This is a genomic window from Lachnospira rogosae (ex Hitch et al. 2025) (assembly GCF_040096455.1).
Taxonomy (GTDB): Bacteria; Bacillota; Clostridia; order Lachnospirales; family Lachnospiraceae; genus Lachnospira; species Lachnospira rogosae.
This window is the reverse complement of sequence record NZ_JBBMER010000001.1, coordinates 166684-190685: the sequence shown is the minus strand read 5'-3', so window position 1 is coordinate 190685 and position 24002 is coordinate 166684. Positions and strand designations below refer to the sequence as shown.

General features: G+C 37.9%; 24 protein-coding genes and 1 riboswitch. Of the genes, 1 reads left to right on the top strand and 23 read right to left on the bottom strand.

Going from position 1 to position 24002, the window contains the following annotated elements; genetic code table 11:
* Positions 1 to 107: 107 nt before the first annotated feature.
* Positions 108 to 899 carry a DUF3169 family protein gene (locus WMO14_RS00835; RefSeq protein ID WP_055175041.1) on the bottom strand — a complete coding sequence of 264 codons (792 nt, stop codon included), beginning with the start codon at positions 897 to 899 and terminating at the stop codon, positions 108 to 110.
* A complete protein-coding gene (locus WMO14_RS00830) occupies positions 889 to 1107 on the bottom strand; it encodes a helix-turn-helix transcriptional regulator (RefSeq protein ID WP_055174479.1) in 219 nt (72 codons plus the stop codon). The genes WMO14_RS00835 and WMO14_RS00830 overlap by 11 nt, the downstream gene beginning before the upstream one ends.
* Before the next feature lie 203 nt (positions 1108 to 1310).
* On the opposite strand from WMO14_RS00830, the gene WMO14_RS00825 reads away from it, so the two are divergent.
* Positions 1311 to 1835: a FadR/GntR family transcriptional regulator gene (locus WMO14_RS00825; protein WP_349153111.1), complete on the top strand. Its 525-nt coding sequence runs from the start codon at positions 1311 to 1313 to the stop codon at positions 1833 to 1835.
* A 41-nt stretch (positions 1836 to 1876) separates the two neighbouring features.
* Here the strand turns inward: WMO14_RS00825 and WMO14_RS00820 are convergent, their stop codons facing one another.
* The 21 genes from WMO14_RS00820 to WMO14_RS00720 all read right to left on the bottom strand — a co-directional run bounded on the left by WMO14_RS00820 (position 1877) and on the right by WMO14_RS00720 (position 23924).
* Entirely contained in the window at positions 1877 to 3394 is a 1518-nt protein-coding gene (locus WMO14_RS00820; protein ID WP_055174469.1) for a cobyric acid synthase, read from the bottom strand.
* 134 nt (positions 3395 to 3528) lie between these two features.
* Positions 3529 to 4641, bottom strand: coding sequence for a pyridoxal phosphate-dependent aminotransferase (locus WMO14_RS00815; protein ID WP_349153110.1), 1113 nt, complete (start codon positions 4639 to 4641; stop codon positions 3529 to 3531).
* Positions 4642 to 4723: 82 nt separating this feature from the next.
* Positions 4724 to 5743: an adenosylcobinamide-phosphate synthase CbiB gene (gene cbiB, locus WMO14_RS00810; RefSeq protein ID WP_349153109.1), complete on the bottom strand. Its 1020-nt coding sequence runs from the start codon at positions 5741 to 5743 to the stop codon at positions 4724 to 4726.
* Positions 5744 to 5882: 139 nt separating this feature from the next.
* Positions 5883 to 6470 carry a histidine phosphatase family protein gene (locus WMO14_RS00805; protein ID WP_022502051.1) on the bottom strand — a complete coding sequence of 196 codons (588 nt, stop codon included), beginning with the start codon at positions 6468 to 6470 and terminating at the stop codon, positions 5883 to 5885.
* Position 6471: 1 nt separating this feature from the next.
* On the bottom strand, positions 6472 to 6939 hold the full coding sequence (locus WMO14_RS00800) for a bifunctional adenosylcobinamide kinase/adenosylcobinamide-phosphate guanylyltransferase (protein ID WP_055174463.1): 468 nt from the start codon (positions 6937 to 6939) through the stop codon (positions 6472 to 6474).
* Positions 6940 to 6972: 33 nt separating this feature from the next.
* A complete protein-coding gene (locus WMO14_RS00795) occupies positions 6973 to 7743 on the bottom strand; it encodes an adenosylcobinamide-GDP ribazoletransferase (protein ID WP_055174461.1) in 771 nt (256 codons plus the stop codon).
* The gene (locus WMO14_RS00790; RefSeq protein ID WP_022502054.1) at positions 7730 to 8269 is read right to left on the bottom strand and encodes a bifunctional adenosylcobinamide kinase/adenosylcobinamide-phosphate guanylyltransferase; all 540 of its coding nucleotides are present in this window, start codon (positions 8267 to 8269) and stop codon (positions 7730 to 7732) included. Before WMO14_RS00790 ends, WMO14_RS00795 begins: the two co-directional genes overlap by 14 nt.
* On the bottom strand, positions 8263 to 10731 hold the full coding sequence (locus WMO14_RS00785) for a cobyrinic acid a,c-diamide synthase CobB (RefSeq protein WP_349153108.1): 2469 nt from the start codon (positions 10729 to 10731) through the stop codon (positions 8263 to 8265). The genes WMO14_RS00790 and WMO14_RS00785 overlap by 7 nt, the downstream gene beginning before the upstream one ends.
* Positions 10728 to 11918, bottom strand: a complete 1191-nt coding sequence (gene cbiE / locus WMO14_RS00780; protein WP_349153107.1) for a precorrin-6y C5,15-methyltransferase (decarboxylating) subunit CbiE — start codon at positions 11916 to 11918, stop codon at positions 10728 to 10730. Before cbiE ends, WMO14_RS00785 begins: the two co-directional genes overlap by 4 nt.
* A gap of 85 nt (positions 11919 to 12003) precedes the next feature.
* A complete protein-coding gene (gene cobK / locus WMO14_RS00775) occupies positions 12004 to 12786 on the bottom strand; it encodes a precorrin-6A reductase (protein ID WP_349153106.1) in 783 nt (260 codons plus the stop codon).
* Positions 12783 to 13502, bottom strand: a complete 720-nt coding sequence (gene cobJ / locus WMO14_RS00770) for a precorrin-3B C(17)-methyltransferase (protein WP_055174455.1) — start codon at positions 13500 to 13502, stop codon at positions 12783 to 12785. The genes cobK and cobJ overlap by 4 nt, the downstream gene beginning before the upstream one ends.
* A gap of 3 nt (positions 13503 to 13505) precedes the next feature.
* Positions 13506 to 14573, bottom strand: coding sequence for a cobalt-precorrin 5A hydrolase (locus WMO14_RS00765; protein WP_055174454.1), 1068 nt, complete (start codon positions 14571 to 14573; stop codon positions 13506 to 13508).
* Positions 14570 to 15316 carry a precorrin-4 C(11)-methyltransferase gene (gene cobM, locus WMO14_RS00760; RefSeq protein ID WP_022502060.1) on the bottom strand — a complete coding sequence of 249 codons (747 nt, stop codon included), beginning with the start codon at positions 15314 to 15316 and terminating at the stop codon, positions 14570 to 14572. Before cobM ends, WMO14_RS00765 begins: the two co-directional genes overlap by 4 nt.
* Positions 15317 to 15401: 85 nt before the next feature.
* On the bottom strand, positions 15402 to 16559 hold the full coding sequence (cbiD, locus tag WMO14_RS00755) for a cobalt-precorrin-5B (C(1))-methyltransferase CbiD (RefSeq protein ID WP_349153105.1): 1158 nt from the start codon (positions 16557 to 16559) through the stop codon (positions 15402 to 15404).
* On the bottom strand, positions 16553 to 17185 hold the full coding sequence (locus WMO14_RS00750) for a precorrin-8X methylmutase (protein WP_022502062.1): 633 nt from the start codon (positions 17183 to 17185) through the stop codon (positions 16553 to 16555). The genes cbiD and WMO14_RS00750 overlap by 7 nt, the downstream gene beginning before the upstream one ends.
* 14 nt (positions 17186 to 17199) lie before the next feature.
* Positions 17200 to 18393: an ABC transporter ATP-binding protein gene (locus WMO14_RS00745; RefSeq protein ID WP_022502063.1), complete on the bottom strand. Its 1194-nt coding sequence runs from the start codon at positions 18391 to 18393 to the stop codon at positions 17200 to 17202.
* Positions 18366 to 19379 carry a FecCD family ABC transporter permease gene (locus WMO14_RS00740; protein ID WP_022502064.1) on the bottom strand — a complete coding sequence of 338 codons (1014 nt, stop codon included), beginning with the start codon at positions 19377 to 19379 and terminating at the stop codon, positions 18366 to 18368. The genes WMO14_RS00745 and WMO14_RS00740 overlap by 28 nt, the downstream gene beginning before the upstream one ends.
* A gap of 337 nt (positions 19380 to 19716) precedes the next feature.
* Positions 19717 to 20892 carry an ABC transporter substrate-binding protein gene (locus tag WMO14_RS00735; protein WP_242854107.1) on the bottom strand — a complete coding sequence of 392 codons (1176 nt, stop codon included), beginning with the start codon at positions 20890 to 20892 and terminating at the stop codon, positions 19717 to 19719.
* A 284-nt stretch (positions 20893 to 21176) separates the two neighbouring features.
* Positions 21177 to 21374: riboswitch (cobalamin riboswitch) on the bottom strand.
* Positions 21375 to 21438: 64 nt separating this feature from the next.
* Complete coding sequence (gene cobI, locus WMO14_RS00730) at positions 21439 to 22968, bottom strand: precorrin-2 C(20)-methyltransferase (RefSeq protein WP_349153104.1); 1530 nt, start codon at positions 22966 to 22968, stop codon at positions 21439 to 21441.
* 15 nt (positions 22969 to 22983) lie between these two features.
* The gene (locus WMO14_RS00725; protein WP_055174446.1) at positions 22984 to 23238 is read right to left on the bottom strand and encodes a cysteine-rich small domain-containing protein; all 255 of its coding nucleotides are present in this window, start codon (positions 23236 to 23238) and stop codon (positions 22984 to 22986) included.
* Positions 23239 to 23387: 149 nt separating this feature from the next.
* Complete coding sequence (locus tag WMO14_RS00720; protein ID WP_022502068.1) at positions 23388 to 23924, bottom strand: LOG family protein; 537 nt, start codon at positions 23922 to 23924, stop codon at positions 23388 to 23390.
* Positions 23925 to 24002: the final 78 nt, after the last annotated feature.

The following is a 24002-nucleotide window of genomic DNA, read 5'->3' as shown; positions in this document are numbered from 1 at the left end:
TCCCATTGCTCCTTTTCTAAAATGTATTATCGTTTATGTGTTTATCTTAATACTTTGACTTAACTCCAAGTCAAGGGGGTGGTGAGAAATTTCATTACAATATTTATCTACATAATCTTGTTACCAACTTTTGAATATTTCAGACATTCTTTGCAATATATTGACATATTAACTATCCAGATAAGACACACAACAAATGAAGGGAGAAAACCAATTCCAAACATAAGTGCACTGATTGCAAGAATAACTGCAAGTACACTGCACATACTATTCGTTATATTAAATGCTTTAAATGCACATTTCCCAACTATAATCTTCTCTGCTTCATCACAGGTTTCAAGCCATTTCTTCTGGAACTTCATATCATATACCGATGCCGTCTTTTCAGGATTCATTATCTTTACACAGTCAACACTTTTCTGTTGTATAATAACAACCTCTGCCATAATCCCTAAAAATGCTGCAATGCTAACAGTTAATCCTATCATATTGTTAACACTTTCAAACATTGCTGTACCACCTGAATATGATGCCGCAATAAGAAAATATGAAATTATAAGTGCTCCACTTGAAACCCATTGAATTATAGAAAGCTTCTCTTCGACACCATCTGATACTTCTTCGTCTTCACCATCCCACTGTGATAACTGCTTCTTAGCCTTCCTGTAGTATGGCACTAATACTATAGGAATTATAACTGCAATAGCAAGCATAATCCAAGGTGCAGTTAATTCAACATAATTACTAACTACCACTTTAAAATCCCCTGACATTGTATCAATTCCATTTGCTCCAACAAGATACCCAGCTACACCTCCGATTAAAGCTCCTACAATACAAAGCAATATGAACTTAGGCAATGCCTTTCTGTTTGCTTTCTTAATTTCTTCATTTCCCATCATTATCTTCCTCCTGTAAATAAAATACTTCTTCCACAGTAACGCCGCATACTTTTGCAATCGTTAATGCAAGAGTGACAGACGGCGAATAATCGCCCCTTTCTATAAGACTGATTGTCTGTCTTGACACTCCGCACAGTCTTCCCATCTCCTGCTGATTGACATCCAGCGCAGCTCTGCGTTCTTTCAGCCGATTTCGCAGTATCATACTACACCTCCATATGACAACTTTTATTATTAATCTGACAACTTTCATTGCTATAATGACAACTTTTTTTGTCATTTTGCATTATACTCTTGTCATTATACACTGTCAATACCAAATAACCAAAACGATACTCAATTTTAAATAATTCCTGAAGCCACTTATCACACCAGCTTGATATCGGAAGAAGCTCTCTAAGGGAAGCCATGAAGCTTCTTGTCTCCCGCAATATTGTAACTATCAAACAAGGGTCTGGAACATATGTAGCCTCATCACCTGGTATAGTAGACGATCCTTTTGGCTTTACATTCATATCAGATAAGAAGAAACTTGTGCAGGATCTGCTTGAAATACGTTTTTTACTCGAACCTTCTATTGCTGCTATGTCAGCAACCTATGCTGATAAGAATGACATCAGCAAAATCAACAGATTATGTAATGAGGTTGAAGAGCTTATGGAACAAAAAAAAGACCATACACAAAAAGATATAGAATTCCACACCGCTATCGCTATGGGAAGCAAGAATCTTGTCATTCCAAGATTAATCCCAATAATAAACAGCTCTATCCCTCTTTTTGTTGAAACAACCGGCAACATCCTTAAAACTGAAACCATCGAAACTCATCGTGAAATAGCGGAGGCTATCGCAGAACATAATGCTGTCCGTGCCCAGGATGCTATGTATATGCATCTTATGTACAATAAAAGGTGTATTAATTCTTCAAAATAATACACCTTTATTAAACATTATACATTTTATTCAATTTAGCTTTAACCTATAATCTCATATATATACTTCATATCCATATTCTCACGGATCACATCTGCCAGCTTATCATATTCTCTCTGCTTGTATTCATCAAAGCTTATTCTGACACCACTCTTTGATGTAATACCATACCTTGCACAGAGCATATTGATTAAGCTGTCGCAGAATTCCTGTCCATCGAATATCCCGTGCATATAAGTTCCTGCTGTATTGCCCCGTACACAGCCATCCATATATTCGGTCTTATCAACAGTATTGAATATTCTTGCAAATGGATTCGCACCATCTTCACTTATTGTACTTTCACCCATATGTATTTCATAGCCTTTACATTTCTTCTGTCCGAGCATTTCCCACATTCCAGATTGTATACAAGTTATCCCCTGCACTCTTGTACGGTGTTTATTCTTTGAAAATGTGGTTGTTACCGGAAGCAGTCCCATTCCTGCTACAACTTCTCCAGTTTCTGCACCACACGAATCATCAATGACATTTCCTAACATTTGAAAGCCACCGCATATTCCAAATACCGGAATATCCTGTCTTGAACATTTTATAATCTGTGCTTCCATTCCATTTTTACGGAGCCATTTTAAATCATTAATTGTATTCTTGCTTCCCGGAAGAATTATGAGGTCGGGATTTCCAATCTGTTCTGCCTTGTCTGCATAACGCAGATTGACCTCTTCAATACGCTCAAGTGCATTAAAATCCGTAAAATTAGAAATGTGAGGCACACGTATTACTACTATGTCGAACTGCTCATCTGACATATGTGCATTGTAGACTGATGGCTCAATCCGTGAAGCAAGGCTGTCCTCATCATCAATGTCAAGCTTAACATAAGGAATTACACCTGCAACCGGAATTGGACATATATCATATAACTGTTTTATGCCCGGCTCTAATATTCTCTTATCTCCACGGAACTTATTCATAACAAGACCTTTTACACGCCTGCGTTCTTCTTCCTCTAACAGCATAATTGTTCCAACAAGCTGTGCAAATACACCACCTCTGTCAATATCACCTACAAGCAGAACAGGTGCATCTACAAGCTTTGCCATTCCCATATTAACAATATCATCTTTTTTAAGGTTAATCTCTGCCGGACTGCCAGCACCCTCAAGAACAATAATGTCATACGCACTGGCAAGCTTATTATACGCTTCTAATATATCTGGAATAAGCTGCTTTTTGTACTGGAAATATTCTTTAGCCGGCATATTCTTTAATGGTATTCCATTTACAATTACCTGAGAACCAACATCACTTGTCGGTTTTAAAAGTATAGGATTCATCTCTACACAAGGGGATATCCCAGCCGCCTCTGCCTGCATAACCTGTGCCCTTCCCATCTCCAGGCCATCGGCTGTTATATATGAATTAAGTGCCATATTCTGTGACTTAAATGGTGCTACACTGTAGCCATCCTGTTTTAACACTCTTAATATTCCTGCTGTTATAATGCTCTTTCCTGCATTGGACATCGTTCCCTGAATCATCAGATTTCTTGCCATAATCACTGCACCTTCCCTGTTATCTATGTTAAATTCCTATCCTAATTAACTTTATTATAATATTTATATATAATAATTTGTCCGTTATTGATATCTATGGATATATTGCCACTTTGCAATTATATATTCTTAATCTATATTATACATTTTGTCAATATACCGCTTATAAAATCAATAAGAATTTCATTATCTGTATGCTTCTTTACTGCTATGCGGTAGCAGTCTGGCGGCATATTGCGGTAGCTTTGACACGAACGGATAAGAATTCCATTTTTTAATAATTCATCCTGCAGCTGACAGCCAGCCTTATCTGACGGAAGCCTGAAAGTTATATAGTCTGCCACAGACGGATATACGATACATTCCATAGCCGATAATTTATCTGTAAGAAATTCCCGCTCCTTCTCGATAAGCCTATATGTGTGCCCCTCGTAATCTTTATCCTTAAATGCCGCAATTCCTGCACGCTGTGCCACTGTTGATATATTCCACTCTGGAAGCTGTAAAGATATGTTGTCGATTAATTCATCATTATAACTCATGAGATATCCAAGCCTTATTCCTGCCATTGCATAGAACTTGGTATACGCATTTATTATTACAAGATTATTATAATCCTTTAGAAAACGTTTACAGCTTATCTTCTCATAATTACGGTTAAATCTTAAAAAGCACTCATCCGCAACAACTATAATATTTCTTCTTCTGCATATGTCTAATATATTGATAAGAATATTTTCAGGTATAATATTCCCTGTTGGATTGTTCGGATTGCATATAAAACATAACTGGACATCAAGCTGTTCTAATCGTCCACTTACATATTCATAGCTAAAGCCATTATTACTGTCAAGCTCATAATATACAATCCCTGCTCCATACGCCTTAACTGCACGCTCATAGCCTGAAAATGAAGGTGCAGCAATGGCACATTTTTCTGGATGTACAGCCCTTACAACTGCCATTATAAGTTCTGAAGCACCATTACCACAGAGTATATTCCTAGCATTAATATTAACCTTATAAATGTTATCTGCATTAATACTCTCTTTGCTGGCAATTGCATTTCTTAATGCCGTATACTTAATGTCTGGATATGTCTGATAACCACCAATATCCTGCGTAATCGCATTACACACTTCCTGCGGCATTCCTAAAGGGTTAATATTAACCGAATAATCAAGTGTTATTTCTTTGTTGTATATATTTTTATCATATATATTTCCACCGTGTATCTGCTGTTCCATAGCTGTAACCTCTCATCTGCCTGACAATCTCTTTATCAGTATGCAATCCCCGTATCAATATGCCAATCTGATTAAAATATAATTATCTGACTGCCAACATTATTATCAATCTTATTAATAACACAATAATTACCATAAGAAATGCAGTAATATATAATAAAATATTACTTCTTCCTATATCACCAGCTTCCAGCGGACGTATTGCCTCTCCTATCTGTGGCTTATGCACAAGCTTTCCAAAATAATAATTATCGCCTGATAATGCTACTTTTAAAGCTCCTGCACAGGCTGACTCTGTCTGGGCGGCATTAGGACTGCTGTGCTTTTTTCTGTCACTTTTAAATATCTTCCACGCATTCCCTATACTATAGTGTGAATTTGTTTTATCCTTTGTATTACATTTTTCTGCAAGCTGTGCAATTCCTGCTGACACAATCATAAGACAGCCTCCTATTCTTGCCGGAATAAAGTTCACAACATCATCTAACTTCGCCGCAAATCTTCCAAAGTACAAATATTTATCATTCTTATAACCTATCATTGAATCCATTGTATTAACAGCCTTATATACAAAACCGCCAGCCGCCCCGAATAACATCATATAAAATAATGGTGCAATAACTCCGTCTGATGTGTTCTCTGCGACAGTTTCAACAGCTGCTCTTACAACGCTGTGTTCATCAAGCTGTTTCGTATCCCTGCCGACTATCATTGCAACGGCATTACGTGCCTTCTGTAACCCTTCTTTATCCAAAGCATAATATACCTTCATACTTTCTACTTTGAGCGATTTTACTGCCAGTATCTGATAACACATTATTGTTTCAATTACACAGCCAAGTATCATATTAATATGATAACCAACAACCAGAATAGATACAATAACAATACCCGTTATTAACGGCGTTAATATTGCAAGCACCATACCCTTTCTGTACTTCTTAGCAGATGTATCTTTTTCTTTTAATAAAATACTTTCTAACAACGAAATAAGATTACCTATAAGGCGTACCGGATGATACAGCCAGTGAGGGTCGCCAATAAGCAGATCCAGTATATAACCACAGCCAATTGCTATTGTCTGGCATATAAATAAATTCATAAACTCCTCATTCCTTCACACACTATTACTCAGAATAAACTCATACTTTAACATATAATAGACACACATATTTATTTATAACAAACACATATTTTACTCAAGATAAATACATATCTTTACTCATAGAATACGCATATTTTTACTCACAACGTAAAAGTTCTGTATAATTATTAATGCTTCCATCTAAAGCCACATCACATATATACCCATCACCATTGCCACAATGATAATCATAATAGCCACCACCATATATCTCTGACATTACTGACATTATTGTGCCGCCGTGAATTACACATGCAATGTCCGAATAATTCAATAAACGGCATTGTTTAATCATATCATACCAGCCCTTAACACTTCTTTTCTTAAAATCCGCAACATCTTCTCCTTGTGGAAATGGTATCGTTGCATTACTGTCAATCCATCTCTGGTACTGCTCATTGCCAGAAAGTTCTTTATAATTCTTTCCTTCAAATATGCCAAAATCACATTCCCTGAAATCTGGCACTATATGCTGTTTATATTCAGGATATATAAGCTCTGCCGTCTGCCTGCACCTTTTCATAGGACTTACATATACTGCCTGTACCCCTTGGTAATAACCTGCCTTAATATTATTATGTATGCTCTCAATCCCAGAAGCACATAAGTCCTCATCAGTTATGCCTATATACCTTTTTTTGATATTACCTGCTGTTGCACCATGTCTGATTAATACAATCTTCATATTATTCACCTTTCAGGCATTGTCCTATGCCACACGCTATACGCTCTACCCTGTCAGCCTTTTTTACAGCCCTGCAAAGCATACGCCCAACTGTTTCACGGTATATTCTGTCCTCTTTTTCCAAAGGAACTATGCCACTGCCAATCTCATCGCATATTATTATAATTGATGGATTGCCAGCATAAATGGTATCTATAAGCGTATCTGTACATTTCCCATCTTTAAGCAGTCTTTTTATAAGCAGATGAAAATGATTTAATATACAGGCATTTTTTATATCTTCAATACTGCAATATGCTCCATCAGCTATATTATTATTGCATATTTTATTTTTAATGCACTTATCATCTTCTGAATATATATTACTCATTGTATCTTCTGCATTACCACACAATTCTTTAACTATATTTTTCCTGCCACATACATAATCAAGCTTTCCCTGATAAGCTCCGCCAAAATATAATTCCATATTATTCCTCGTTTCTGTGCACATTTTTATTCACTAAAGCAATGCTATAACAGCAACAGCTATTGTCATACACAGTTCACTTACACATAGCAGATACCCTGCAAGGTCGCCCGTCACTCCACCGAACTGCTTATATGCCATATATCTGTAATACAATAAAACCACGAATGCCACAACGATAACTACAACAGCACCTGTAACACTGCAAAGGCACATAAGTATAACACATATAATTAACTGTACCGCAAGCATTACATTTACACATTTTACTGCTGTTGCACTTGTAAATGTATGCAACATTCCATTGTTCCTTGCTCCTCGGAAATTAACTGCTGCCAGACCACTTATAATTCTTGACAGATAAAACGTAAGTGCCAGAAGCAAAAGTCTCATATTATCTGGCTTCTGCACAATAATATATGCCGCCGCATAATATACCGCAGAATACATAAGCAATCTTATAACTGCAAATGCTCCAATATGCGAATCCTTTAATATATCCAGCTTCTTCTCCCTGTCGCCATATGAATTAAGTGCATCACTTGTATCCATATAGCCGTCAATGTGTATTCCCCCTGTTATCAGTACAGGAATTACTACAAGAACAAGTGTCCTGCTGATATCCGGCACATTTAGCAGACCGCTGATATACACCCAGCCATATATGACTGCACCTATAACAAGACCTGCTAACGGAAAGAAGCCCATTACATATCTCATATCTTTTTCTTCTAATTCCAAATGCGGCATTGGTATTTTAGAATACATTGAAAATGCAATTACCAATGATTTAATTACCGACATAACTGATATCCCCCTTTAATACTACAGGAATAGTGTATACAACCTCAACAACTGTGTCTGCTGCCTTTGCAAGCTTTACATTAAGCTCTCCAAGCCGTCTTATATAATCAGTTGTGCTATCATCATATTCACACCCGTCTGAAAACACTTCATTAGTCACAATTACAAGGTGACTGCACTCTGAATACAACTGCATACATTCAGCAAATATATTATCTGGATGTCCGTTTTCTTCAAAGCATTCATTAGCAAGAAGATTAGACATACACTCAACCAATACTACCGGTTTTGTATCTCTTTTACATCCTTTAAGTGCACCACCTATATTCTGATACTGCTCTATCGTTTCAAAGCCTTTGCCATCACGCTGCAGCTTGTGCTTCTTAACCCTGCTTCTGCCGTCTTCTCCATATGGATACATAGTAGCCACATAATATTTTTTATTGTCCTTTGCAAGCTGACAGCTTATCTGCTCGGCATATTCTGACTTGCCACTGCCGCTTACTCCTGTAACCATAATCAACATTTTTCGTAATCCTCATAGGCAGTTATGCGTATATCATCAAATGTAGTATTTTCCCTGTACACCTGCAAAGCCATATCAAGAAGTGGAAACATCATAACCGCACCTGTTCCCTCTCCAAGTGCAAGCTCTCCGTGTATAACAGCCTTCCTTCCAAGTTCGTTAAGCAGAGCTTTCATCGCAGGCTCTTTTCCCTGATGTGAAGCTATTATGTAATCACCAATCTGACTATTCAACCTTACTGCAATAAGTGCCGCAACTGCCGAGATAACACCATCTATAACAACAGGTATTCCATAAAGTGCACAACCAATATATACTCCGACAAGCCCTGCAATATCGAGTCCGCCTATATTCTGTAAAAGACCTAATGGATTGTCCTGGCAGCTTCCATACATTTCTTTAGCTCTGGTAATAACTTCTATCTTTTTCTTAAGACCTTTATCATCAAGCCCTGCACCTCTGCCTGTTGCCATATGTGGCTCAAGATTTAAAAGTATGCAGGCAAGTGCCGTGCTTGTGGTTGTATTGCCTATTCCCATCTCTCCTGTTGCAAGAATATTATACCTCTGTTCCTTACACTCCTTAACCTGTGTAATTCCTGCATATATAGCCTGTATAAGCTGTTCCTCTGACATTGCCGGCTCTTTAAGGAAATTATTAGTGCCAGCCATAACCCTTTTATTGACAAGCCCCTTATAAGTTCCTACATCTGTTCCGTCCTCAAGCGTATCCATGGCAATTCCAACATTCACAGGAATAACATCTGCATTGGCATATGCCGCCATTCTGCATACACTTGATATTCCGTCTGCCATATTACAGCTCACTATCGCGGTTACCTCCTGTCCTGTCTGGGTAACACTTTCTTCAACTATGCCATTGTCTGCACACATTACAATAACAGCACGTCTGTCAATATTGACATCTGCTGTATGCTCGATTCCTGCTATCTGGCTTATTATTTCCTCCATAAGTCCAAGCCCGTGCAGTGGCTTTGCTATCCCATTCCAATGACTATGTGCTTTTTGTACACTATCTTTACTGCTTGCCTTTATCTTTGACAGTTCTGGAATAAGACTTTTAATATCAGGACCTTCAAGCCTGTCATTATATTTTTTATAATTCTTTCTATAGCGGACACAGGCATTTATGAAATTATCTGCCACCTGTTCATTGCCATAGAAATATATATGTGGAAATCCAGCATACAACGTATCACTTCCATAACCTGCTGTTGCTATACTGTTATCTGAAGCTTTCTTTATCTCATAATCTTCACCAGGGCAGTCACTATTCCAGTAATGGAATTCGTGTGCACGAAAGCTTTCATTCGTAGAGGCAATCAGTGTATCTTTCTTTGCCGTAAGCGTCATATAGCCAAAACGCTGTAGTCTTCCTGCATTATATCCCATTCCTTTTATAATTCCTGCCATAGGATATTTATCTTTTTCTGGTGTTTCTAAGTATTCGTGCAGATAAAGAAATCCTCCACATTCTGCTATGCAGGGAAGTCCTTCTTTTATCTTCTTTGCAATATCATTCCTCATTGATACATTTTCTGACAACGCTTTGGCGTGAAGCTCTGGATAACCGCCATATAGTAACAACCCGTCTATATTATCCGGAAGCTTATTATCTGCAAGTGGACTAAAATACACTATCTCACAACCGCACTGCCTTAGATAATCTATATTATCATCATAAAGAAAACAGAAAGCTTCATCTTTTGCAACTGCAATCCTTACATCTTTTTTATCTATGCTCTTATGTATGGCTTCCAGCTTTGAAGCATTTTCTGCAATTCTAAGTATTCCTTCTATATCAACGCTTTCCCTCATCTGCTCTGCAATAGAGCTGATTTTTTCCTGAAAATGTTCCACCTCTGCCGAGGTCACAAGACCAAGATGACGGCTTTCAAGCACAGCATTTTTCTTATATGGCATATAGCCTAGTGGTTCTATCCCCATATCTTTAACTATGCGTGCGGCATTACCATATAACCTGTCTGAAAGATTATTAAAGATTACACCTTTGATATTATTGTTCTTTTCATATCCAAGATAACCCTTTACAACTGCGCCGATTGAATTACTCATTCCACGGCAGTTCACTATAAGAATAACCGGCGTATCTGTAATGTCTGCTATCTCATAAGAACTTCCCTTTGTGCTAAAGCCCTGTCCGTCATAGTAGCCCATAACTCCCTCTACAATAGTTATATCACTCTTATCCTCTTTACCTGCAAGCAGATATTTTATTGTTGCATTATCACAAAACCAGCTGTCAAGATTACCTGTGCTCATATTTAACACACGCGAATGAAACATAGAATCTATATAATCAGGCCCGCATTTTAACGCTGATATATTAAGTCCCATATCTTTAAAACACTGGCATAGACCGCAGACAATTGTTGTCTTGCCACTTCCACTGCCTGTCCCTGCTATCATTATACGGCTCACTTTGCACCTCTTCCTTCTATAATAAATACTGGATTATTCGCAGACATCATATGATATCTGCCCCTTTTCTTTACCTCTGTCACTGCAATCTGGACTATATCAAGGACATTCACACCATTCTTTTCCATTAATGAAATAGTATTGTTAAGTGTTTCTAATGTCACTGCCGTAACCACAATATGGACATATGGATTTTTCTTAAGAATACTGCTGAAAATGTATTCTAACTCTCCACCGCTTCCACCAATAAATACTTTATCGGGTACTGGCAGACTATCAATAACAGCCGCCGCATTGCCGTGTATAATCTCTATATTATTAAGTCCGAATTTTTCTGCATTTTTAGCTATAAGACTACAGCCCTCTTCTGTCCTCTCAACTGCATACACTGTTCCGTAAAGTGCGTGAAGTGCAAGCTCCACTGTGACAGAGCCTGTTCCTGCACCTATATCATATACGCAGGAATTCTTAGATACCGCCATTCGGCTTACAACGCTTGCACGGATTTCCCTTTTCGTCATCGGCACATCAGAACGGATAAAACTGCTGTCAGCAATTCCTGTTATTGAAAATGCACGCGAATGTTCATTATAAACTGCCAATACCGTAAGTCCTTCTGAAATATATTCAGTAAATTCAGACACATTTCCATTAGTTATCTTCTCATTATCATATGAAAGATTTTCACCAATCCATATATGTGCCTGTCCAAGTCCTGCCCTATAAAGCTCCTGGCATATCTGTGATACATTTCCCTGTGTCAGAAAATATGTCAATTCATTTTGTAAAACTACAGGTATATAGCTTTGTTTCTTACCGTGCAGGCTTACAAAAGCTGCGTTCTCCCAAGACTTTCCTATCTTTGCCGCAAGATATATTACAGAAGATACACCTGCCATAATGCTGTATTCATACTTTCCAGCAAGTGCCTCTGCAAGCTTCTTTGCACCGCTGTAAAAGCCTGTATCACCTGACATAAGCACAACGTAGTTATTGGCATTTTCATTATCAATAATATCTATTATGTCTTTTGCTGTTACTGCATAAAATGTCTTCTTATCTGTGTATTCTTCTATCAGCCTTTTAGAACCAATCAGCACCTCTGAATTATCAATTGCTTCCTTTACTTCCTCTGTAAGACAGCTTTTACTGCCCGGCCCCACACCAGCTATAATTACCCTTTTCATTATTCACTCCACCTTAATTCATTAACATTATAGACAGCCATTTTCCTAAAACTTTATAACTCTAAAACCACATAGCTTTTAGGCTTTATAACCCTTTTGTCTTAAGATATTTAATAAGCTCTGGCAGGCTTACTCCATTTTCTTCTACTGGACGTTTTATTACTATACAGTCAATGCCTGTATTCTCTGTGGCAGACACCTTTTCTTCATATCCGCCATTACTGCCAGACTCCTTTGTCACAAGAACACCTATATTAAACTGTCTTATTACTGCCTCATTTAATTCCTGTGAAAATGGTCCCTGCATACCTATTAAATGTGACGGCATAATCCCTGCTTCTATTGCACTCTGTAACATTTCAGGATTAGGAAGAAGCCTTAAATATACTCTCTCTTTATAATCTGTAATATAGACATACTCTGGTATGTTCTTACTGCCTGTCGTCATAAGAATATTTTTACTATTATGCTGTTCACTGTTAAGTAGTTCTACTACATCTTTTATTGACTTAACATATGTAATGTTATCTGACTTAAACTCTGGCTTTTTGTCATTATCTTCCCTTAATACCCTCACATAAGAAATGTTCTTGCTGTCACACACATTTTTAATATTATGTGTAACCTGTGTAGCATATGGGTGCGTGGCATCAATAACTATATATGGCTTTTTAGCTTCTAACTCCTTTAGCATATCAGCCTCATCCATTCTACCAGTATGTATATGCACATTATCAGCCTGCGGCAGTAATTCCCTGCCATATTCAGTCGTTACATATACATAAGTGTCACAGTTCTTTCCTGCAAGATATTCACATAACTTTCTGCCCTCTGTTGTCCCCGCAAAAAGCATTATCGTCTTTCTCATACAACCTTATATCCTCTTGGTGTAACCATTTTCCCATTAATTACCTTAGTATGGCTGTTGCCTATGTATATTGTTGTAAACATATCCGCTTTAAAATCCGCAAGCTCCTTTAATGTAAGAATTCCTGTAGTTTCGTTCTCTCTTCCTATGTTTCTTACATAACCGCACACTGTATCCGGTGACTGTACCTTTAATACAATATCGCAGGCTTCCTTTAAATATCCGCTTCTTCTGCGGCTTGATGGGTTATATATGCACATTACCATATCGCTGTCAGCCATCGCCTTTATTCTTTTCTTAATAAGCTCCCAAGGTGTCATACAGTCACTTAAGCTGATAACCGCAAAATCGTGTGACAATGGTGCACCAAGGCAGGCTGAACCACTGCTTGCGGCTGTTACACCTGATATAACCTTAATATCCAGATTATCCTCTGCAAGCTCATATACAAGGCTTGCCATACCATATATACCGCTATCTCCACTGCATACAAGCACTACCTCTTTTCCTTCTTTAGCTGTATCTATTGCATACTGACAGCGTTCCTTTTCCTGCATCATATTAGTTGAATAGTACTCTTTATCAGGAAAATACTGCTTTAATATATCAACATATGTAGTATATCCAACTATCAGGTCAGCACCAGCTATTGCGGCTGATGCCTCCAGTGTCATATTATCTTTTGCTCCGCTTCCAAAACCTACTATCTTAAGCATAATCTACTCCTTATTTTTCTGTGCCACTCTGTAAATAGCTACTGTAACTCCGTTATCTGCTGTCTTTCCTACAAGCTTTTCTCCACCAGAAGACGCGGCACCCGCACTGCGTTCACATACATTTCCTACACCTATCTGTTCTTCAACAAAAGCTGAAGATACAAAGTCACCTTCAACATCTCTTAAATATTCAGGCGTATATGTCTTATATGGCACTTTACATTTTCTTGCAAATTCAATTATTCCTGCTTCATCTGCTTTTCTGTCAACCGAAGCCACAACAGCAATTGCTTCCAGCAAAAGCCCTGCTTTATCAAATGTTTTCTTGACAGCCCGCTCTATTTCATGTGCTGACTTGCCTTTTTTACAGCCAATTCCTACAGCAAGCTCCTGTGGTACAAGCTTTAATGTGCGCTTAAATACTATTTTATCGTCTTTGCCTGTAATTATCTGTACACCGCTTTCATACTCATTATTACTATTATCAGTATATTTAATCTGTCCGTTCCAGCGTTCTTCTGTTACTTTTAACAGGTTCTTATATTTATCATTGCCTGTTATTCCAACAGGCTCATTATTTAATATCCTGCCTGATATGTCTTTTATCATAACCGGATTAACTATTCTCATATTATGTTCCGTGGCAAATATATCAACTGCAAACATTCCTCTTGCATCGGTCGCTGTAGTAATTACCGGCATTGCACCTATCCTGACAGCAAGCTTACTGCACCACTCATTAGCTCTGCCAATATGACCTGATAGAAGTGATATAAGATACTTTCCGCCCTCATCTGCAACAAGCACCGCCGGGTCTGTAACCTTGCTTTTAAGGTATGGTGCTATAGTTCTTACAGCTATTGCAACAGCACACACAAATAATATTCTGTCACTTACTGCAAACTCGCTCTTTATAACACTTCCAACTGCCACAAATGGTACTGCCTCATTCTTATAAGTATCTGCACATCTTTGGTGACAGTATATTATTACTTCACCGTCCATTGCCTCACTGGCTTTCTTTGCTACCTTCATCCCCTCGTGTGTGAAGGTTATTATAATTGTTCTCATTTTCTATACTCCGTAGTGAACTCTGGGTCATACAATTTAGAAAAACTATATTTGTCCCCAAGAAATTCCCCGACCAATACAAGTGCAGTTCTTGTAATGCCTGCTTTCCTTGCTTCACTGTCAAGATCTTTCAATGTTGTGCGTATGCATTTCTCATCTTCCCAGCTTACCTTATAACATAACGCACAAGGCGTGTCTGGTGTAAATGCTCCTTTATATAATTCTTCTTTAAGTTCCTCTAAATGTGATGAGCTTAAGAATACCGCCATTGATGTACCGTGCTGTGCAAGCTTTGCTATGCTCTCATTATCTGGAACCGGGGTTCTGCCCGGCATTCTTGTAATAATTACTGTCTGTGCTACATCTGGAACTGTATACTCACATTTAACTGCCGCCGCGGCCGCAAGGAAACTGCTCACTCCAGGACATATCTCACAGGTAATTCCGTATTTGGCAAGTTCTTCAATCTGCTCTCTTATTGCACCATATAATGACGGATCTCCTGTATGAAGGCGCACTATATTCTTTCCCTCGCCCTCTGCTTTTACAATCACATCAATAACTTCCCTGAGGTTCATATATGCACTGTTATATATCTCACAATCCTTCTTTGCATACTCTAATAATTCCTCATTTACAAGTGAACCTGCGTATATAATTACATCCGCTTCATTAAGCATACGCATACCTCTGACTGTAATTAAATCCTTCGCTCCCGGTCCTGCTCCGACTATTTTTACCATATTTATTCTCCTGTGTCTGCTCTATATTAATTCATAATTTATGTCTATCATACATAATTCACAATTTAACTGCTTTTTATGATTTTTAACTGCTTTTTATAAGTTCCAACAGCTTATCTGCCGCCGGTGTTTTCCCTAATATTCCATATTCATTTGAAAATACAATTGCTCCAATTACTATCTTGCCACTGCTTCTTCTTTGCAATACATCTTCTATACGAAGCGTAAGCTGATACATAGTCTTCTCTAGTATGTCTGATTTCTTCAAAATTTCAAGTGCCGCCTCTGTCGTAATACAATCAAGTATCTTTAATGCTGTATCATTATCTACACCTGCCCTTATTGCACAGGCTGACAGAACTTCCATTCGTCCGTCTGCCACTTTGGAATGTGTATTCATTATTCCTGCACCTAATTTTACAAGCTTTCCTATATGCCCCACAAGAAGCATTGCCTTAGCACCTGCATCACACACCATATCTATTGTATCGCCAATATAATTACTGCATTTTATGCTTCTTTTCAGCTCAATATTAAGTGTATTAAGCAGAAAATCCTGTCCATAATTACCCGGTGCAACAAGAAGCACTTTCTCTCCCTGTGCTATGTGCATATTAATCTCTGTCTTAATTGTATCAATAAGTGCCTGTTCACTCATAGGCTCTACAATTCCTGTTGTTCCAAGAATTGATATGCCCCCTGTAATTCCAAGGTTCGGATTAAACGTCTTCTTGGCAATATCAACTCCTTTGGGTGCTGATATTATAACTTTAAGGCTTCCCTCATAAGAATAACTTTCTGCTGCCTCTGCTACCGCCTCTTTAATCATCTTAAGAGGTACTGGATTGATTGCCGCTTCTCCAACAGCACATTTCAAGCCCTTCTTAGTAACACGTCCTACTCCTATTCCACCATCTACAATTACCCCGTCAGTATTTATAGTTCTCATTATATCTTCTTTAACATAAGAAACCTGTGCATATATCTTTATTCCATTGGTCACATCAGGGTCATCCCCACTGTCTTTCTTAATTGCACATATTACCTTATCCTCTTTAATATCTATGTCAATAACCGGAAGTGTAAGTGATACTCCCATAGGAGTTATCACTTTAATCTCTTTTACTTCCCTGCCTGACAGAAGCATATATGCCGCAGCTTTGGCGGCGGCACAGGCACAGGTTCCTGTTGTATATCCGCAGCGCATTTTCTTTTGATTTTTGTATACATATCTTTCTAACATCTGCGCCACTCTTTATCATCATCTGCCGCCATATAGAACAGTGCATTCATAATGGCGGCGGCAACATTGCTTCCGCCCTTTCTGCCTCTTGCAACTATATATGACATTCCGCTTTCTATAATCTCTTCCTTTGCACTGGCTACATTTACGAAACCAACCGGAACTCCAATAACAAGTCTTGGCACAAATATGCCCTCATCATAAAGCTCTCTTATTCTCATAAGTGCTGTTGGTGCATTACCTACAACCATAATACAGTCTGGATTATCCTTTGCCGCCTTCTCCACACTGACTGTCGCCCTTGTAACCTCACGCTTTGCCGCTTCACTGGCAACATCACTGTCTGCCATATAACAATTAAGCGAACAAGAAAACTTCTCTGCCATTTTGTGGCTTATTCCTGACTTCGCCATATTGGTATCTGTAACAATATCCACACCTTCTTTAATAGCTTTAAGTGCTTCCTCAATAACTCCTTTGGAAAATGTCATACTTGTTTCGTATGAGAAGTCCGCCGTTGTATGAATAACACGTTTGACAACCGGCTTATATTCAGCTGGAATATCAGTTGTCAGTTCTTTCTCGATTATTGCAAATGACTCTTTTTCAATATCCATTGGTTTCATAATATCTATTCTCCTTAGAATAATGATTTCATTGTATCTATGTCTGGCTTTGTAAGAATTCTCTTATTCTTCTTTTCTGCGTAATCTAATAATTCTTTCATTGCACTGTTAATACTGCCGATTGGACAGCCTGTATCTATAACATAATCTGCCTCATCAATTCTTTTACAGGCTTTATCTAATGTCTCTTTTCCTATAGGCTCAAACATTTTCTCTGTGACAATATCTGCCGCCAGTGCTTTGGCTATCGGATAATCACAGTCATTTTCATAAAGAATCCCTGCTGTAAATGCAATACCAATACGCTGTAATTCCCTGTATATTAATATTCCAGTTCCAGCACCGCCAGCTACGAATACCTTCGGTGTGCCCTCCGGCTTCTTTAATTCTGTACTTCCATACATGCAATTATACGTTCCGTGTGTAATTCCGTAAAGCCTGCTTATGCGTTCATCTGTAAATATCTTTTCCGGTCTTCCAAATTCTATCTTTCTATCTGCACCAACACACATAACATAGTCTGCTATCTTAGCCGCAAGTTCTATTTCGTGTAAAGATACAATAACAGCGACATTATCCTTAACAGCCATCTCCTGTAGTATATCCAGAAGCTCAATTTTATGTCTTATGTCAAGAAATGAAGTCGGCTCATCAAGCACTATGACCTCAGGCTTCTGGCATATTGCCCTTGCAAGCATAATTCTCTGGCGCTGTCCATCACTAATCTGTGAAAAATCATTATCTGCTATATCAATTGCTGATACCTTCTTTAATGACTCATTTACTATCTGTTCATCTTCTTTGGTAAGTCTTCCAAAATAATTAGTGTACGGATATCTTCCCATTGCGACAACATCACGGCACGTCATCATCTCGGTCTTAATCTTTTCTGTAAGCACAACAGACATAGTCTTAGCGTATTCTTTACTTGTGTAATCGCTTATTTTCCTGCCTTTTATATATATATTGCCACCTATAGGACTCATTTCCTTTATAAGATTCTTTATTATTGTAGATTTTCCTGCACCATTAGGTCCGATTAATACAAGAATTTCACCTTTATTAACCTTAAGTGCTATATCTGACAGAAGTACTTTTCCGTGATAACCTACACTTAAATCCTCTGTCTGTACATATATCTGTTCCATATATTTCTCAACTTTCCATTTCCTTACAACAATTATCTCTTCTGCTTTACCATAAGCCATATAACAACCGGTGCACCAAATACTGCTGTGACTGTTCCTATCGCAAGCTCTGATGGTGAGAATATTGTTCTTGCAATAAGGTCACAGAACATACAAAACACCGAACCGCATAAGAATATTGCAGGAATTGTAACAATCGGCTTTGTTGTCTTAAGTGATAATCTTGTAATATGTGGAACTGCAATTCCAACGAACGATATAGGACCCGCCAGTGCTGTAACACAAGCTGAAAGGAGGCTCGAAAGCAGTACAATACATACCCTGAAGAACTTTATATTAATTCCCATACTCTGCGCATATCCCTCACCTAAAAGATAAGCGCTGATTGGCTTAGAAAAAAGAAATGTAATAACTGCTGTTGGAAATACAACTACAGCCGCAAGCTTTACTGTTGGCCACGAACTTCCTGAAAAGCTTCCCATAGCCCAGTGTGTGAGATTGGCAATGTCTGAATCATTCGCAAATGTAATACAAAGGTCTGTTATTGCAGAACATATATAGCTAATCATAATTCCCACAACCAGGAGCATAGACATGCTCTTAACTTTATTAGCAAATATAAGTACATAAAGCATTGCAAGCAGTGAACCGACAAATGCCGCCGCAACCTGTGCCCAGAGCGGCATACCTGATACATACTTTAAAAGAAATATCATTGTGATTGCAACAAACATTTTCGCACCAGATGAAATCCCAAGCACGAATGGTCCTGCTATTGGATTTCTGAAAAATGTCTGTAACAGAAATCCTGACAATGACAAAGCACCGCCCAAAATAGCCGCCATACATAATCGTGGAAGTCGTATTTTCCAGATAATATTGTATTCAGGTGTTCCCATATCACCCTTTAAGAATATAATTCTGAAAATTCTCGCAGGAGATATATGGATATTACCTGTATTAATATTTAATATAACCGCCACAACAAGTAATACTGCAAGCAGTATATATACAAGCTGGTAGCGGAGTATCTGTTTTATCTGCATATTTTCTCCATTCTGATAATTACTGCAATTTGCGTTATTATTGTAATTTTTAATATTATTGCATTTCTAATATTATTGTAATTCTAATATCATTGCATTTTTAATATTATTGCAAAATGACTGCCCCATTAAGTATAATACCATATGCTCTGCACGGTTTTCAGTGCATTGTGGCTACGAAGTAGTCATATTATATCATATGCCCTGCGTTGATTTTCCACGCATCCGAAGTTTCGAAGAAACTTCTAAGTGACTACGAAGTAGTCATATTATAACTTAATGTGACAGTCACTTTTACAAACAGATTTTATGAGGTGAATGTCCCTCACTTATCATTTTATTGTAACTTCTTTAAATATGTAAGCTCTGTTGTATTGGAATCAGCATTTAACATAAGGTTGATATCGTTAATCATACTTCCGATTGTATCTGCAATCTGGAAGAAATCTGGTGTTGTACACCATACATTTCCATCCTTAACAGCCTTTAAATCAGAAAGAACACTGTTATAACCTGTGAAATCACTAAGTGTTGATGGCTTACCGCCAAGATTCCATACATAGATTACATAATCTGCATCTTTGGCTTTCTCATAAAAGCTTTCGATACCCATCTCCTGTGTTCCTGTCTTATCTGTATTAAGGTCAGAGAACACATAATTACCACCTGCTATATTTACCATCTGTGCAAGATAATCTCCTGCATTTCTTACATAAAGCTTGCCCTTAGATGTAATGTAGAATACTGCAACTGACTTACCTGTATTTTCAGCCTTTGAAAGGGTATCTACATATGCTGCCTGTGCATTATACATCTGTGTTGCAGACTCTTCTTTATCACAAAGTGCCGCATAAAGCTTAGCCCATTCTACTCTTCCTAATGGATGATCTTCATATGTAGACTGGTCCAATATATAGTTAATTCCTAATTCCTTTAACTTCTCTGCTACATCTGGAACACTTGTAAGCATTGTTGAGAATATTGCAAGTGTTGGTGCACCTGCTATTATTGTTTCATAATCAGGTGCTTTGTAATCGCCAACATAAGTAAGCTTTCCATCATCAAATGCCTGCTTAACTGCATCTATATACCACGATTTCTTTTCGTAAGTAACCTGGCTTATGCTGTCAAGACAATCACTTGCGCTCATAAGTGATGTTACTGGTGTAGATGATACAAGCATATTAGTTACAGGTGCATTTAATACTACAGTGTCAGAATCAATTCCTGATGGTGTAGACATTCCCTCTGGAACAAGTAAAAGCTTTGACTGCTTAGATACAATTGCTGTATCTTCATCTCTGTTAGTTATTGTAATAAGCTTATAACCGCCCTTGTAATAATCTACAGAGAAAAGCTTTGCATACTGTAATTCCATTGAATGGTCATACACAAGCTCTCCATCATAGTTACCATTAGCTGACTGGTTCTGTGTTCCACATCCACTCATTGCAAGTGTAGACACAAGCATTACGATTGTGAGCAGAAGTGACAGAAATCTTTTTTTCTTCATTTTCGTTCTCCTTTTCTTTTCTTATGAAGTGCTTTGATGATTACGTTATTATCAGCAGAAAAGGAACAGACACATATGTGTCTTAACAATCCGGAATAAAACTTCCTAATTGCCTAAGAAAGAATCCTGCTTCGCAGGATTCTCCGCCTGCGGCGGGACGCTTTAGCGGCATCTACATTACCGCCGCAGTACGAACCTGCCCGGAGGGCTTTTTATGCAATAGGAAATTCCAGAGGATTTCCTATTGCATAAAAAACAATAGTCTGTTGTTCTCGCAACGACTATTATAACTCTGCCTGTAAGCCGGTCTTCTGACTCACAGATCATAAGCAATATCCGCCTTCCCAGAACAGCTTATATAAAGCTTATTCCAGTGGCATATATGGATATCGCCTCCCTGTATACAGCAGCGGAACTGTTCAGGATTCACACCTGATTCCCTGAAATACTTATCGTACTTCGCTTACAGTGATTATTTCGTTATCATCTGGATTTATATCCAGCGTTCATTATTTCATATTATTACTAGAAATGCAATTATTAATTTCAATTGTTTTTCTTTTTTCTTTTTACTATAACGGTTGTGAGATATACATCAGCATTTTCAAGTTCTTCAAGGCTGTGATATATCTTTTCACTATCCATTCCACAGTTAGATACTGCATTTATCTCATACATTTCTCCTGCTTCCTGTCGTGCGCGCAGTGCCTTAACTAACTGCTTAAGACCTCTTCCTGACTTCATATATATAAGTGTTCCGTTATATGAAAATGTATTCTCTATATTATCTGATGATGGAATAATATGTATCTCTTCGCCCTTCTCGCCTAAAGATATGCCAAGCCTTGCCGCAACAGCACAAAATGACGGAACTCCGCTTACTATCTCAGCCCTCCATCCATTAGCCCTCGCACGCTTATGCATATACATATATGTAGAATATATGCTTGGGTCTCCGATTGTAATCATTCCAATCTTCTTACCCTGATAAAGATATTCTTCAATTGCTTCATATATCTTATTATGTGAAATTTCAAGCTTTCCTTCATCCTTAATCATAGGAAACGGCATACACAAAACTGGCTTCGTGGAAATTTCACTACAAGCCTGCTCTGCTATGCGGTACGCATAACATTCTTCCTTGGATACTGCTGGAATAACTATTAAATCGCACGACTTAATCACTTCCAGTTCCTGTAATGTCATCTGCTTAGGATTGCCTGTACCCACTCCAATGCCATATAATATTCCACTCTTTTTATCAGGCAAATTATCTGTATCTGATACATTTTCTAATGCTTTCACTGCCTTTTGCAAATGTGATAAATACACCTGACGTACTGCTGGATATTCACCTATACCCTTTATAACACATTGTGGTGTGTATCCATTAGCTTTTAATATAGTGGCAAAGGACTCGTCATCTCCTGCCATATCATTATTAGCGTGGTCGCCTGCAACTAACATAAGCGGTGCAAGAAGAACACCCGTGTTGACAATTCCTTCTTCTCTCATATTGCTAATTACATCTTCAATTGTTCTCTTTCCCTCAACTGTTGCGATATATACAGGCTTTCCTGCGTATTCCCTTAACGCCTGTTCCATTACCCTGTAACTGCTGTCAGCCATATGCTCTGTTCCGTGTCCCATAAATATCAATACTGAATTACCAGTAAGCTCTTTTAACGACTCCCACAAAACCTTGGCAACATCTGTATAATCATCAGCATTTGCCAAAAGTGCATCAGCTACAACTACCTTATTAAATAAATGCCTGCACTCCTCTACTGCATTTTTCATCTGGTTATTCTCAATTCCGTCTATTACGTGTGTTGGAAATACAACAACCTGTGTTACGTCCTGCTCTTTTAAGCTTATAAGTGCCTCAAGCGGACTTTTCGCATTAATATGTTCCTTCTCCTGCATATGCTTTCTTACAATTGTGCTTGATACTGCCTCTTCTACAATTGTATCCGGATAAAGCATACTTACCTGTTGCTTAATAGCTGTAATATTCTTAGTTCTTGTATCTGTATAAGTTGTTCCAAAACTTACAATTAAAATAGCTTTCTTCATCGTATTTCTTATCCTTTATCTCATCTTCTTTGATAAAAATTGTATTATATGATCATAATTCTCAGGAATATGCGGAAATGTACAATTGGTACAATCCTTGATACGCTTTCCACTTGCTCTTGTTATATAATTCGGCGTTCCCAGACAATCAGTATAACAATTCATAGGACAATAACAAAAAAGGCAGTTAAAATCCTGCCCTTCTTCTATCTTATGGCAAGGGTAATACTTACACTGGTCATTCTTAAAATACCTGTAACTGTTCTCCATTACATCTGTCTCCTTATGTATTATGCTTAATACTATACTCTGCCACGCTATTTTAATGCAATACCATAATAATATTTTATTGCTGGTTACTCAAACTGTGCATTTCTCATATTTTAATAATACCAGTTCTGATATACCAGCAAAACATTCTAGAAATGGGATAAAACAGCCACTACTTCTGTTAAGTCAGATGCAAAATATATATCTTTCTGACGTTCATTAGTTGACAATCCCATTGCAACCATATGAGACAGAAATTCTTTAATACTATCATAATATCCATTAAGATTGTAGAATATGCACGGTGCTGAAAGCTGGTTAAGAGATAACTTTGACATAACTTCAGTTATCTCTTCAAGCGTACCTGTTCCACCCGGAAATGCTATAAAAGCATCACCAAGTTCTATCATCTTTGTCTTTCTCTCTGTCATATCTTTAGTTACAATCAGTTCTGTTATCTCGTCATACTGAACTTCTGCCTCTACAAAGAACTGTGGCTCAACGCCGGTTACTCTGCCACCTTCCATAAGCACACTCTCTGCAAGTTCGCCCATAAGTCCTGTCTTAGAACCACCATATATTAAAGTGTGTCCATTTGCTCCTATCCATTTTCCAAGTTCCCTTACAGCTATTGAAAATGTATCATCTATGCCTTTGTTAGCTCCTAAATACACTGTTATGTTCACTTTGTTATCCACCTATTCTTTATTAATTCAGGTTATTTGTTTGGCACTGATATGTAATTATCTTCATTAATATCGCTT